This is a genomic window from Flavobacterium sp. UBA7680, from assembly GCF_002482975.1.
Classification (GTDB): Bacteria; Bacteroidota; Bacteroidia; order Flavobacteriales; family Flavobacteriaceae; genus Flavobacterium.
On the sequence record NZ_DLHA01000017.1, the window covers coordinates 360,154 to 373,687 of the forward strand.

General features: G+C 31.9%; 13 protein-coding genes. 1 reads left to right on the plus strand and 12 read right to left on the minus strand.

Annotated elements, in window-relative coordinates:
• Nucleotides 1–4: 4 nt before the first annotated feature.
• The 4 genes from B3C18_RS04165 to B3C18_RS04180 all read right to left on the minus strand — a co-directional run bounded on the left by B3C18_RS04165 (nucleotide 5) and on the right by B3C18_RS04180 (nucleotide 4,503).
• Complete coding sequence (locus B3C18_RS04165) at nucleotides 5–2,455, minus strand: polysaccharide biosynthesis tyrosine autokinase (protein WP_291142858.1); 2,451 nt, start codon at nucleotides 2,453–2,455, stop codon at nucleotides 5–7.
• A 16-nt stretch (nucleotides 2,456–2,471) separates the two neighbouring features.
• The gene (locus B3C18_RS04170; RefSeq protein WP_291142860.1) at nucleotides 2,472–3,260 is read right to left on the minus strand and encodes a polysaccharide biosynthesis/export family protein; all 789 of its coding nucleotides are present in this window, start codon (nucleotides 3,258–3,260) and stop codon (nucleotides 2,472–2,474) included.
• Nucleotides 3,261–3,330: 70 nt separating this feature from the next.
• A complete protein-coding gene (recR, locus tag B3C18_RS04175) occupies nucleotides 3,331–3,951 on the minus strand; it encodes a recombination mediator RecR (protein ID WP_291142863.1) in 621 nt (206 codons plus the stop codon).
• Nucleotides 3,952–4,137: 186 nt separating this feature from the next.
• Nucleotides 4,138–4,503, minus strand: a complete 366-nt coding sequence (locus B3C18_RS04180) for a CoA-binding protein (protein WP_056200582.1) — start codon at nucleotides 4,501–4,503, stop codon at nucleotides 4,138–4,140.
• Between the two features lie 151 nt (nucleotides 4,504–4,654).
• Here B3C18_RS04180 and B3C18_RS04185 point away from each other — a divergent pair, with 151 nt between their 5' ends.
• A complete protein-coding gene (locus tag B3C18_RS04185; RefSeq protein ID WP_291142868.1) occupies nucleotides 4,655–5,281 on the plus strand; it encodes a MarC family NAAT transporter in 627 nt (208 codons plus the stop codon).
• A gap of 79 nt (nucleotides 5,282–5,360) precedes the next feature.
• Here the strand turns inward: B3C18_RS04185 and ctlX are convergent, their stop codons facing one another.
• The 8 genes from ctlX to rpsD form a co-directional block, all read right to left on the minus strand.
• A complete protein-coding gene (gene ctlX, locus B3C18_RS04190) occupies nucleotides 5,361–6,296 on the minus strand; it encodes a citrulline utilization hydrolase CtlX (protein WP_073486688.1) in 936 nt (311 codons plus the stop codon).
• Nucleotides 6,297–6,381: 85 nt separating this feature from the next.
• The gene (locus tag B3C18_RS04195; RefSeq protein WP_291142873.1) at nucleotides 6,382–7,296 is read right to left on the minus strand and encodes a dimethylarginine dimethylaminohydrolase family protein; all 915 of its coding nucleotides are present in this window, start codon (nucleotides 7,294–7,296) and stop codon (nucleotides 6,382–6,384) included.
• A gap of 63 nt (nucleotides 7,297–7,359) precedes the next feature.
• The gene (locus B3C18_RS04200; RefSeq protein WP_291142876.1) at nucleotides 7,360–8,637 is read right to left on the minus strand and encodes a citrate synthase; all 1,278 of its coding nucleotides are present in this window, start codon (nucleotides 8,635–8,637) and stop codon (nucleotides 7,360–7,362) included.
• Nucleotides 8,638–8,793: 156 nt separating this feature from the next.
• Nucleotides 8,794–10,086, minus strand: coding sequence for a phosphopyruvate hydratase (eno, locus tag B3C18_RS04205; protein ID WP_291142878.1), 1,293 nt, complete (start codon nucleotides 10,084–10,086; stop codon nucleotides 8,794–8,796).
• 101 nt (nucleotides 10,087–10,187) lie between these two features.
• A complete protein-coding gene (gene carA, locus B3C18_RS04210; RefSeq protein ID WP_291142882.1) occupies nucleotides 10,188–11,306 on the minus strand; it encodes a glutamine-hydrolyzing carbamoyl-phosphate synthase small subunit in 1,119 nt (372 codons plus the stop codon).
• Between the two features lie 242 nt (nucleotides 11,307–11,548).
• Nucleotides 11,549–12,040 (minus strand): 50S ribosomal protein L17, encoded by a 492-nt coding sequence (rplQ, locus tag B3C18_RS04215; protein ID WP_053470833.1) that lies wholly within the window; start codon nucleotides 12,038–12,040, stop codon nucleotides 11,549–11,551.
• 62 nt (nucleotides 12,041–12,102) lie between these two features.
• Nucleotides 12,103–13,095 carry a DNA-directed RNA polymerase subunit alpha gene (locus B3C18_RS04220; protein ID WP_008464329.1) on the minus strand — a complete coding sequence of 331 codons (993 nt, stop codon included), beginning with the start codon at nucleotides 13,093–13,095 and terminating at the stop codon, nucleotides 12,103–12,105.
• Between the two features lie 21 nt (nucleotides 13,096–13,116).
• Nucleotides 13,117–13,534 (minus strand): 30S ribosomal protein S4 (rpsD, locus tag B3C18_RS04225; RefSeq protein ID WP_291142888.1); only part of this gene is annotated, 418 nt, incomplete at its 5' end.

Genomic DNA, 13,534 nt, shown 5'->3' on the forward strand with positions numbered 1-13,534 from the left:
AAAATTATCTTTTCCTAAATTTATCAGAAATCAAGCCCCAAAGTCCACTTTGTTTCTCTTCTTCATGATATCCATTTGAATAAGCTCCGTAACCATACCCGTATCCATAAGTAGCTCCATACTTTGCTTTATTCTCAAAGCCATTAAAGACGATACTTGTGTTATTTAATTCTCCTCTTCTAACTTTATTGTTTAGCAACGTTATCATATCTTTTTTAGTATAATTCTGCCTTACGATATATAAAGTAACATCAGCATATTGAACAAGTTCTGAGGCATCTGAAACCAAACCAACTGGTGGTGTATCGAGAATTATATAATCGTATTTTTGTTTTAATTCATCTATCAATTCTTTCATTGCATCGCTTAGAATTAATTCAGATGGATTTGGAGGAATTGGCCCGGAAAGTATTACATCAAGATTTGAAATTTGTGTTGAATTTGTAATTTCATCCAAAGTGTTTTGCTTAATTAAATAATTAACAACTCCTAATTGTTTATTTGTAAAAGAAAATTCATCTGCTAATCTTGGTTTTCTTAAATCCAAACCAACGATAACTGTTTTCTTTTCACTTAACGCAAAAACTGTGGCAATATTAATAGAACAAAATGTCTTTCCTTCACCACTTATAGATGAAGTGATCATCAAAGTTTTTGAACCATGAAGCTGCTGTTTTTTATATAAAAATTGCAATGAAGAGCGGATACCTCTAAAAGCCTCAGAAAGAGCAGACTTTGGCTTCTCAAAAACAGCTAAACTTGCTGCATCTTTATTAACACCTATTACCCCTATTATTGGCATTTCGGTCAATTTACTAATATCTTCAGTGTTTTGAATTGAATTATTAATAAAGAAAATTGCTATTACAAACATAAGAGGAACTAAAATCCCCAAAAATAATGCTAAAATATAATTTGCAGAAGTTTTTGGCCCTATCAACCCTCCACCAATGTCTTTTGCAGAATCAATAAAATGAATATCTGACAAATTCGAAGCTTTTACAATTTCTGCTTCATTTCGTTTTTGAAGAAACTCGGTATAAATATTATCATTTAGATCATACTTCCTTTGAATCTTTAATAATTCTTGCTGTTCTTCGGGCAATTTTTTAACAGTATTTTCGGCTTGACCAATCTTTGCATTTACCAAAGATAAATCGTATAATAAGGAAGCTTTGGCTGAAATTATATTTTCTAACAATACACTTTTTACAGCCTGCATTTGATTATCGAAGTCTTTAAAAATCTTATCGCTTTTTACGGCATATGCCATCTCTGATCTTTGTGCTGAAAGAGCAATAAGCTTTGAAACATTTGCAACAATATTGGGATCTTCTATACCAGCAACAGAAGGCGCAGGTAATCTTGAATAATCGACACTATTATTTAAATAAGATCTTAAAGAATTATAATAGGCAATTTTTCGTGTTACTTGGTCTTTTTCAACATCGAAATTCATTATTTTATCTGAAAACTTGGCACCACCTCCTTCAATTTCATAAATATTTTTACCTTTTCTAAAAGTTTTCAATTCATTTCCGGTTTGTTTCAACTGTGCTTCCATAGCTACAAGTGTGCTATCTATAAATCTTATTGTATTGGTTGCAAACTGGTTTTTGCCATCTAATTGAATTTTTATCAACATTCTTACTGTTGCGTTTAAATATTCAACCATTCTGGCTTTATTGGTTCCCTGCATTCCTAAAGTTAGAAGCGATCCTCCATTTTTATCGCTATCTACACTTATTCCTCTATAGCGAGAAACTGTTCCATTAAAATCATTGAATTTTACAAAATATTCTTTTCCTTTATAAAATCCCGGATTATCATTAATTTGTAGTTTCCAGTTTAAAAAAGGTAGAGAAACCTGTTCACCAACCTTATATTTTTTAATAAATATTACAGGCTGTACAGAAGTATTACTATAAATATTAGTAGAATATGTAATTAACGAAACTGAATTACTTTCAAATGGTATTTGAATTTGATATTCATTTTCACTTAAAAATTTAATACTAATTAGAGTATTTGCAAGCTGCTCTTTTGTTTTATCTATATCAACATAAAAAGGAACCGCTCCATAAGAATCAATTAAATTGTATTTTCCTTGTTCAAGATAATCGATATAGTACTGTAACTTATCAACAACCAACTCATTATGCGACCTTGATTGCAGTATGGTAGAGATTCCATTAACCTGATCTGAGATTCCGCCCCAATTAAAAACTAAACTAGTATTAGATGTAAAAAATGGATTGCTTTCTTCCTTTATAGAAATCATGGTTTGCATTCCGTAAATTTTTTCTTTTCGAATATTTACCTGATATGCGATTGTAAAAGCAATAATCAAACTAGCCAAAAACCATTTCCAATAACTTAGGATTTTTAATAAAAATCCTTTAAAATCAAAATTTGAATGATTCTCAAAAATGGAAAAATCTTTTATGTCTAACATCTTAAATAAATTATTTTTAATTTCTGATTATCAAATAAACTGTTGTAGCCAATGACAACAAAGTAATAACGGTTCCTATAGACTGTATACCAGTTTGTCCAGTTCCCCACGTTTTTTGTTTTAAAGGCTTGACATATATATAATCATTTGGCTGTAGATAATAATATGGAGATTTCATGACATTAACATCTGTAAGGTCTATTTCATTCATCTGTACACCTGTTGGTGTCTGACGAATTACAGTTACTGCCTTTCTGTTACCTACAGTAGTAATATCACCTGCATTGGCAATAGCTTCCATAATATTTACATTCTCTTTAAACAATGTTTTTGTTCCAGTACTCCCAACCTCTCCGTTGATTGTATACCTAAATCCTGCTAATTTTACAGTAAGAAAAATGTTTGCTTCACTTTTAAAATACTCTTCATGCAATTTTTTTTCTATTTTAACACGAACTTCCTCTAAAGTAAAACCAATGACATTAATTTCTCCTAAAATTGGCATTCTTATATTACCATGATCATCAACTGTAAATCCATCGAAATATAATGACGACTCTGATTTACCAATAGAAGAAGCATCTGTTGTATTAAAAATCGAAACCAATTTAGGATCGATAGCTTTTATACTAATACTTAAAACATCATTTACTTGCAATCTATAAGGCTTAGATTCTACTGATGCAATCTTATTTTGCTCTGACGAAGTGTTTTTATCCTGCAAATACACCAAATCATTTAAGGGAATGCATGATGTAAATAATGTACTAATCAGCAATAATATATAGAGGCTGTTTTTTGTCATTTTGAAAATTTTAACGCAAATATAGTTTTTCCTTTAGTTTTCAGGAAATCTATATATTATTTGATTGTATTTAATTGCTTTTGAAAGTTTTTTCGAACGGAACACGGTGTAAAATACTTCTCCCAAGTGTAATTTCATCAGCATATTCTAATTCATCTCCTACGGAAATCCCTCTCGCTATTGTAGAAATTACAATTTCTGAATCAGCGATTTGTTTGTAAATGTAAAAATTTGTGGTATCCCCTTCCATTGTAGAGCTCAAAGCGAAGATAATTTCAATAACTTTTCCTGATTTTACTTTCTCAACTAAAGTAGAAATATTTAACTGACTTGGGCCAACTCCTTCAATCGGAGAAATTTTACCTCCTAAAACGTGGTAAATCCCTCTGTATTGTCCAGTATTTTCAATCGCCATGACATCGCGGATATCTTCTACAACACAAATCGTTTGATGATTTCTACTAGTATTTGCACAAATTTCACAAATCTTTGTGTCTGAAATATTGTGGCAATTTTGGCAAAATTTAATATCCTCGCGCATATTTAACAATGCTTGCGATAGAAATCCCGTTTGCTCTTTTGGCTGCTTTAACAAATGAAGAACTAATCGCAATGCTGTACGCTTACCAATTCCTGGTAATTGCGACATCTCGTTGACCGCTTTTTCAATAAGTTTTGATGAAAATTCCATGACGACAAAAGTAATACTTTTAATGGTATAGCCGGCTTTGACACATCTAAAATCAGCATTCCAAAGATTAAATATTATTACTGAATTTACTTAGCATCAATAAAAGCGATATTCTTTTATGGCAACCCTGATACTTCGGAAGCCATAAAAGATATGGTGAATAGTCGAGATCATCTCCCGAAAAAACTAATATTGATTCGTCGCCAATAAAACCAAGGTACAGGCAACTTCAACCTCAATATTATTCAATTCTAATAATTGATATAATTCAGGATTTTCAGTTCCGGGATTGAAAATTACTCTTTTAGGCTGTGCTTCAACAATGTAGTTATAATAATCGCGTTGACGATTAGGGTTTAGATATAAAGTTACTGTATCTATATTTTTAACAGGAACGGCTTTTGTGTGAATTTTTACTCCAGCTACTTCTCCAGTATTTTGACCAATTGCAAGAACTGTATGTCCTTTTTGTGTTAATGCATTTATCGCTCTAAAAGCATAACGATCAGGTTTTGTGGTTGCACCAAGCAACAATGTTTTTTTATTTTTCATTATATTAGAATATTCCACAAAAGTAGTCAAAAAGGATGAGCTTAATTTATTCTATTGATTTAGAATATTGACCTTAAAAAATAATATCATAATATAAATTTACACGCAGATATTAAAATTTGACTATTTTTACTTCACTAACCAATATTATATGGATTTATTTATTTACCTATTTGCAGCACTTTTCTCAGTACTAAACCCAATTGGGACTGTTCCCATTTTTGTTGGATTAACACAGCATGACTCAAAAAAAGAACGTTCCAGAATTTCTTTATGGACTGCTATAAATGTTGGTATCATTTTATTGGTTTCTTTTTTTATTGGCCAATATGTTTTGACTTTTTTTGGAATAAGTATTGATGCACTTCGAATTGCAGGCGGAATCGTGATTGTAAATTCTGGTTTTTCATTACTTTCTGGTAAATTCAATAAAAAACGAGGCATCAATAAAAAAATCGAAAATGAAGTACAGCAACGAAATGATATTGCTTTAACTCCATTAGCGATTCCTATGCTTGCTGGACCAGGTTCCATTTCTTTATTAATTGCATTTTATCAGGAACACCATCAAATGGAGGAAATCATTTTTTCTTGTCTTGCAATTTTAGCAATAGCCGTCGTTATTTTTGTTATTCTAAAAAGCGCACATTATCTGGCAAGAATTTTAGGAGCATCTGGAATTGTAGCAATATCAAGAATTGTCGGTTTTATTGTAATTTCTATAGGAATTCAATATATCGTAAGTTCGATCGTAAATATTATTAAAGGAAATTTTTAAAATATTTCCACATTTATACAAAACAAAAAGGGATAAAAACTTAGTGTTTCTATCCCTTTTTTTAATTTCTTGATTAATTTTAATTTCTTGGTAAAAATACTTCAGCCATCATACATCTTGCGCTTCCGCCACCGCAAGCTTCAATAGTATCTAAACTTGAACTTAATATTTCAGCATGTTTTTCTAATTGTTGAATTTGTTTTGGAGTTAAACTTTGATGAGCTGATGCACTCATAACAATATATTTTTTATCGTTTGTTCCTCGAACTTCCAACATATTTCCGGCAAAATTATTAACCTGATCTTCTGTAATTAGAATAATTTCTTTTTTATCATCTTTTAGATTATCAAGAACCATTTTACGTTCTTTTTTATCATCGATACAATCTGCACAAATAACTGCGAAAGTTTCACCCAAACACATCATAACATTGGTATGATATATTAATTTACGTTCACCATCAACTGTTTGAAAAGCTTCAAAAATTACCGGAGCATAATCAAAATCTTCGCAGAACTCAATAAACAATTCTTCGTCAGCACGAGGAGATAAAGCACAATATGCTTTTGCATTGGCACGATCTAAAAGTAAGCTTCCAGTTCCTTCTAAAAAATAGCCATCATCTTCTGCAGATGTATAATCCATTATATTAGAAATCTCAAAACCTTTTTCCTCTAAAGTATCTAATATATCTTCACGGCGTTCTAAACGACGGTTTTCTGCAAACATCGGATAAAGTGCGACATCTCCATTTTCATGAAATGAAACCCAATTGTTCGGAAAAATACTGTCCGGAGTATCTGTTTCCAAATTATCTTCAATTACGGTCACGTCAACGCCAACAGCTCTTAGTTTTTCAACAAAAGTATCAAACTCTTGCTGTGCTTTTGCATTAACTGTACTTGGCAATAGTCCATCTAATACTTTTTGGTAATAATTATTTACAGCTGTTTGTTCATTCATTCTGAAAGCAACAGGCCGTATCATTACGATTGCATTTGTTGTTTGTTTCATTTTTTATATTTTTATTTTGTTTCAGGTTTCAAGTTTCAGGTTACAACAACTTGAAACCTGAAACCTAGAACTTGAAACAACTATTTTAGTCTCTAATTAATGGTAAAGTTGAACATCTCAACAAACCTTCTTGTTTTGCAATTTCGGCATACGGAATTTCTTCTACAGTAAAACCGTTTGCGCGAAGCCAGTTATTTAGTCTCGTGAAGTTTTTCTCAGAAACAACAACATCTTTATCAATCGAAAATACATTTGAAAACATATTATACATTTCCTCTCTTTCAATATGAAATAGATTTTCTCTTCCGAAAAGATTTACCAAATACAAATAATCTGCCTCTTCACGGAAACCTCTTTTATAAATGATTCCTTTATCTTTTCCAACTGGCTGAAAACAACAGTCTAAATGCAATGCATTATCACGAGCTTCTAACTTCGATTTAACCAAATCAAATTCTTTTACAATCTTATTTGGAAACAATTCTTTAATATAATTTACGCCATGCATATTTGTTCTGGCAGTAATATAATCTTTGTAATCACTTCCTTTGTATGTTCCAATAAAAATATGATCATTCCAAAGCATAACATCGCCGCCTTCAATATGAACTTCTTCTGGAGGACGCACAACTTTTATTGCATCGATTTGATCAATGACGTACTGAATTGCATCTAACTCGCGTTCACGATCTGGTAAAATATTTGATTTTATGAAAACATCATCAATTACAAATCCTATATCTCTGGCAAAAATTTGATTGTAGTTTTCAATCATTTCAGGACGATAAACAGTTACATCGTATTTCTGAAAAACAGCATTAAAAGCATCCATTTCAGCAACCATATCTTTTTCGATAGGATATGTTCCGGCTTTAATATGTTCCAATGATTTAGGATCATAGGCTTCATCTAATGAAGGAGTTGGCCCATTATGAACGGCTGAACCCAAAACTACTGCACGTAATCTTGACGTTTCGTTCTTTACATTTAATTGCAACATAACTTTATTATATTTTTGACAAAGATAAAAAAAGCTTTACAGTTAAGTAAAGCTTTAGTTTTTTTATTTGTTAGACTTAAAGTCTCTTAAAGGATGTCCAGTGTAAATTTGTCTTGGCCTTCCAATTGGTTCTTTATTTTCACGCATTTCTTTCCATTGTGCAATCCATCCCGGAAGTCTACCAATTGCAAACATAACCGTAAACATATCCGTTGGAATCCCTAATGCTCTGTAAATAATTCCAGAATAGAAATCAACGTTTGGATATAAGTTTCTTGATTTGAAGTATTCATCTTCAAGAGCTGCAGATTCTAATTTTTTAGCAATTTCTAAAATCGGATCTTCAACACCTAAAGTTTCTAAAACTTCTTTAGCTGCTTTTTTAATGATTCTAGCTCTTGGATCAAAGTTTTTATAAACTCTATGACCAAATCCCATTAAACGGAAAGGATCATTTTTATCTTTAGCTTTTGCCAAGAATTTATCAGTATCTCCACCATCTTTATTAATCTCCTCAAGCATTTCAAGAACTGCTTGGTTAGCCCCTCCGTGAAGTGGCCCCCAAAGAGCAGAAACTCCTGCAGAAATAGAAGCAAATAATCCAGCATGAGACGAACCTACCATTCTTACTGTAGATGTTGAACAGTTTTGCTCGTGATCTGCATGAAGAATAAATAATTTATCTAAAGCATCAACTACAACAGGATTTGCCGAATATGGTCCTGTAGGTAATTTAAACATTAACTGCATAAAATTATCTACATAACCTGTTGTGTTATCGTAATAATTTAATGGATAACCCATAGATTTTCTATAAGTCCAAGTAGCAATTACAAGAAATTTACCCATTGTTTTACAAATGGCTTCGTACATTTCTTTTTCATTGTCTACATTAACTGCTTTTGGATTAAATGCTGTTAAAGCACTTGTTAAAGCAGATAAAACTCCCATTGGGTGAGCTGTTTTTGGAAAACCATCAATGATATTTTTCATCTCTTCGTTTACCAAAGTATGTTTTTTAATACCATTTTCAAACTGCTCTAATTCCTGAGCTGTTGGTAATTCTCCGAAAATCAGAAGATAAGATACTTCTAAGAAACTAGCTTTTTCTGCTAAATCTTCGATTGAATATCCTCTGTAACGTAAAATTCCTAATTCTCCGTCTAAGAAAGTGATTTCACTTTTACAAGATCCAGAGTTTTTATATCCCGGATCAATTGTAATAATACCTGTTAAATCACGTAATTTGTTAATATCGATAGCTGATTCATTTTCGCTTCCTGTGATTACCGGAAGTTCAATTTTTTGACCATCTACTTCTAATGTAGCTATTTTTGACATAATATAATCGGAAATAATTCTATAAAATAATAATTTATCAAATCTAAGGAATTTAAGACTAACTAAAAAAAGAATCCTGCTATGAATTTGTTAAAACTCCAAAAAAAAACCATTCGTTAACACGAATGGTTTCTTTTCAACATATATCTCTTACGATTATTTGATCTTGAAAGCGTTTAATCCTGGGAAATAAGCAGTACTTCCTAACTCTTCTTCGATTCTTAATAATTGATTGTATTTTGCCATACGATCAGAACGAGAAGCAGAACCTGTTTTAATTTGCCCACAGTTTAAGGCAACTGCTAAATCAGCAATTGTATTATCTTCTGTTTCACCAGAACGGTGAGACATTACTGAAGTATAACCAGCATTTTTAGCCATATTTACAGCAGCGATAGTTTCTGTTAAAGTTCCAATTTGGTTTACTTTTACAAGGATTGAATTAGCGATTCCTTTTTCAATACCAGTAGATAAACGTGCAACATTAGTAACAAATAAATCATCACCAACTAATTGTACTTTACTTCCAATTTTTTCAGTTAAATATTTCCATCCATCCCAGTCATCTTCATACATACCATCTTCGATAGAAATAATCGGATATTTAGCAGCAAGTTCAGCTAAATAATCAGCTTGCTCTTCAGAAGTTCTGATTTTTCCAGTTTCGCCTTCAAATTTAGTATAATCGTATTTACCGTTTACATAAAACTCAGAAGCAGCACAGTCAAGAGCAATCATAATTTCGTCACCAAAAGTATATCCAGCTTTTTCAACCGCTAATTTGATAGTATCTAAAGCATCTTCAGTACCACCTGCTAAGTTTGGAGCAAAACCACCTTCATCACCAACAGCTGTACTTAAACCTCTGTCGTGTAAAACTTTTTTCAAGCTGTGGAAAATTTCAGTTCCCATTTGCATAGCATGTGTAAAAGAAGTTGCTTTTACAGGGAAAATCATAAATTCCTGGAATGCGATAGGCGCATCAGAGTGAGAACCTCCATTGATGATATTCATCATTGGAACAGGTAACGTATTAGCAGAAACTCCACCTACATATCTGTATAAAGGTAATCCAAGTTCGTTAGCAGCAGCTTTTGCAGCAGCCAAAGAAACTCCTAAAATTGCATTAGCTCCTAATTTAGATTTATTTGGAGTTCCATCTAAATCAATCATTAATTGATCAATTGTATTTTGTTCAAAAACAGAAGTTCCAACTAGTTCCTCAGCAATAACAGTATTTACATTGTTCACTGCATTCAAAACTCCTTTTCCAAGATAAGCTTTACCTCCATCACGTAATTCAACAGCTTCGTGTTCTCCAGTTGATGCTCCAGATGGAACTGCAGCTCTTCCTAAAACTCCGTTTTCAGTTACTACATCAACCTCAATAGTAGGATTTCCTCTGGAATCCAAAATTTGTCTTGCGTGAACTTTAATTATAATACTCATTATTTTTGTTTTTATTAATAGATTATAGATTTTTTTTCGAAATTAGAAAAATATTTAATATTAAAAACGAATTTTCTTTACTAAACACCTTTATTTATTAACTACATCGTTTTAGACACGGTCAGTTTTATATTCTCAACAAATTGATCAAATAAATATGACGAATCATGTGGTCCCGGACTTGCTTCTGGGTGATATTGTACTGAAAAACAATTCTTATTTTTCATTCTCATACCTGCTACAGTACCATCATTTAAATGTAAATGTGTAATTTCTAAATCAGCATGATTATCTAACTGTTCTTTATTTACAGCAAAACCATGATTTTGAGAAGTAATTTCTCCTTTTCCTGTAATAAGATTTTTTACCGGATGATTAATTCCACGATGTCCATTAAACATTTTATAAGTCTGAACACCATTTGCCAAAGCAATTACCTGATGTCCTAAACAGATTCCAAATAAAGGCTTATCCTCCGCAAGAATTTTCTTTGCAACTTCGATTGCCCCAAATAATGGATCTGGATCTCCAGGTCCATTTGATAAGAAAAATCCATCGGGATTAAACGAATTCAAATCTTCATAAGTTGAATTGTATGGAAAAACTTTAATGTAGCAGTCTCTCTTTGCAAGGTTTCTAAGAATATTCTTTTTGATTCCAAGATCAAGTGCCGAAATTTTATAGGTTGCATTTTCATCTCCAATAAAATATGGTTCAGTTGTAGATACTTTTGAAGCCAATTCCAAACCTTCCATATTTGGAACATTTTCCAGTTCTTTTTTCAAATCTTCAATTGAAGTTCCATCTGTACAAATAACAGCATTCATTGCTCCATTGTCACGAATATAACTTACAAGAGCTCTTGTATCAACATCAGAAATACAAATCAGGTTTTGTTTCGCAAAGTAATCTTCCAGACTCCCAGAAGCACCTTCTCTAGAATAATTAAAGCTAAAGTTTTTACAAACCAAACCAGCAATCTTAATGCTATCTGATTCTACTTCTAAATCATTAACACCATAATTACCAATATGCGGATTAGTCGCAACCATAATTTGACCAAAATAAGAAGGGTCAGTAAAAATCTCCTGATATCCGGTCATTCCAGTATTAAAACAAACTTCACCAAAAGTTTTACCGCTGATTCCGATAGATTTACCATGAAAAATAGTTCCATCACTTAGTAATAAAATGGCGCTTTGTCGTGTTGTGTATTTCATTCTTTAATTTGTATTGTTTTTAATCGTCTTATGAAACTTTTGATGTTTCATTTGTAATTAGATATTTTGCAAATTTACTTCTTTAAAAGAGTGCTGCCAAGATTTTTTAAATTTTTCATTCATAAAAATAAAACCTTGACACTGAAATAAGTTAAATTTTACTCTTCTAAAAAAAATCAAAAAAAAAGGATAAACTAAAAATTAGCTTATCCTTGATTTCTATAGAATCATTACTTTCATAATTATTCAGAAGCTTCAGTAGTCGATTCTGATTCAGCAGCAGGAGCTTCAGGAGCAGTACCTTCAGCTTTCTTAGCTTTACCACCACGACGGCTTTTAGCTTTTTTAACTTCTTTTTTACCTCCATTGTAAAGTTCATTGAAATCTACAAGTTCGATCATCGCCATATCAGCGTTATCTCCCAAACGATTTCCAACTTTAATGATACGAGTGTATCCACCTGGACGGTCTCCAACTTTAGCTGCTACATCTCTGAACAAGTCAGTTACTGCATATTTGCTGCGTAAGTAAGCAAAAACAATACGACGGTTGTGAGTCGTATCTTCTTTTGATTTTGTGATTAAAGGCTCAACGAATTGTTTAAGCGCTTTTGCTTTAGCAACAGTAGTGTTAATACGTTTGTGCTCAATAAGAGAACAAGCCATATTAGCCAACATAGCTTTTCTATGTCCAGTTTGTCTGCTTAAGTGGTTGAATTTTTTTCCGTGTCTCATGACGTGTTTTTTTTATCTTCATCTTGCTACAATCCACTATGGAGAGCAAAATATGAAGTAAATTATTCTTTATCTAATTTGTATTTAGCTAAATCCATTCCGAAAGTTAAATTCTTAACTGCAACAAGTTCATCAAGTTCAGTTAAAGATTTTTTACCAAAATTACGGAATTTCATTAGGTCATTTTTATTGAACGATACTAAATCACCAAGTGTATCAACTTCAGCCGCTTTCAAGCAATTTAATGCTCTTACAGATAAATCCATATCAACAAGCTTAGTTTTAAGCAATTGTCTCATATGCAATGACTCTTCATCATACGATTCTGTTTGTGCAATTTCGTCAGCCTCAAGTGTAATTCTTTCATCAGAAAACAACATGAAATGGTGAATTAAAACTTTAGCAGCTTCAGTAAGAGCATCTTTTGGATTAATAGATCCATCAGTTTTGATTTCAAAAACTAATTTTTCGTAATCTGTTTTTTGCTCTACACGGAAATTTTCGATTGCATATTTTACATTTTTTACCGGAGTAAAAATAGAATCTGTAAAAATCGTTCCAATTGCAGCATTTTGTTTTTTGTTCTCTTCAGCAGGAACGTATCCTCTACCTTTTTCGATTGTTAAATCGAAGTTCAATTTGATTTTAGAATCTAAATTACAGATAACAAGGTCTGGATTCAAGACTTGAAAACCTGAGATAAATTTTTGAAAATCACCTGCTGTCAATTGATCTTTACCTGAAACAGAAATTGTAACTGATTCATTATCTATATCTTCAATTTGACGTTTGAAACGTACTTGTTTTAGATTAAGGATAATTTCGGTAACATCTTCAACAACACCTGAAATAGTAGAAAACTCATGATCTACACCTTCGATACGAACAGATGTAATTGCATAACCTTCTAACGCTGAAAGCAAAACTCTTCTAAGTGCATTACCAACTGTCAATCCATAACCAGGTTCTAAAGGTCTAAATTCGAATTTACCTTCAAAATCGGTTGAATCGATCATGATAACTTTATCGGGCTTTTGAAAATTAAATATTGCCATAAATTTCGACTAAGTCAATTATTATTTGTTGTACAACTCTACGATTAATTGTTCTTTAATGTTTTCTGGAATTTGAAGTCTTGCAGGTACAGAAACAAAAGTTCCTTCTTTAAGATCATTGTTCCAAGTAATCCATTCATAAACATGACTTGAATTTGATAAAGAACGCTCGATAGCCTCTAAAGATTTAGATTTTTCACGAACTGCAACTTTATCACCAGGCTTAAGGTGGTAAGAAGGAATATTAACAACTTCACCGTTTACTGTAATGTGTCTGTGAGATACTATTTGACGAGCACCTCTTCTAGATGGAGCAATTCCCATTCTAAAAACAACATTATCTAATCTTGCTTCACATAGTTGTAATAAAACTTCACCAGTAACTCCTTTAGTAGCTGATGCTTTTTCGAATAAATTTCTGAATTGTTTTTCTAAAATT

Coding starts and splice junctions, on each gene's coding strand:
- B3C18_RS04170 (WP_291142860.1), bottom strand. CDS start 3,260: ATGACAAAAAACAGCCTCTATATATTATTGCTGATTAGTACATTATTT.
- B3C18_RS04165 (WP_291142858.1), bottom strand. CDS start 2,455: ATGTTAGACATAAAAGATTTTTCCATTTTTGAGAATCATTCAAATTTT.
- B3C18_RS04180 (WP_056200582.1), bottom strand. CDS start 4,503: ATGAAAAATAAAAAAACATTGTTGCTTGGTGCAACCACAAAACCTGAT.
- eno (WP_291142878.1), bottom strand. CDS start 10,086: ATGAGTATTATAATTAAAGTTCACGCAAGACAAATTTTGGATTCCAGA.
- ctlX (WP_073486688.1), bottom strand. CDS start 6,296: ATGAAACAAACAACAAATGCAATCGTAATGATACGGCCTGTTGCTTTC.
- rplQ (WP_053470833.1), bottom strand. CDS start 12,040: ATGAGACACGGAAAAAAATTCAACCACTTAAGCAGACAAACTGGACAT.
- B3C18_RS04200 (WP_291142876.1), bottom strand. CDS start 8,637: ATGTCAAAAATAGCTACATTAGAAGTAGATGGTCAAAAAATTGAACTT.
- B3C18_RS04220 (WP_008464329.1), bottom strand. CDS start 13,095: ATGGCAATATTTAATTTTCAAAAGCCCGATAAAGTTATCATGATCGAT.
- carA (WP_291142882.1), bottom strand. CDS start 11,306: ATGAAATACACAACACGACAAAGCGCCATTTTATTACTAAGTGATGGA.
- B3C18_RS04195 (WP_291142873.1), bottom strand. CDS start 7,296: ATGTTGCAATTAAATGTAAAGAACGAAACGTCAAGATTACGTGCAGTA.
- B3C18_RS04185 (WP_291142868.1), top strand. CDS start 4,655: ATGGATTTATTTATTTACCTATTTGCAGCACTTTTCTCAGTACTAAAC.
- recR (WP_291142863.1), bottom strand. CDS start 3,951: ATGGAATTTTCATCAAAACTTATTGAAAAAGCGGTCAACGAGATGTCG.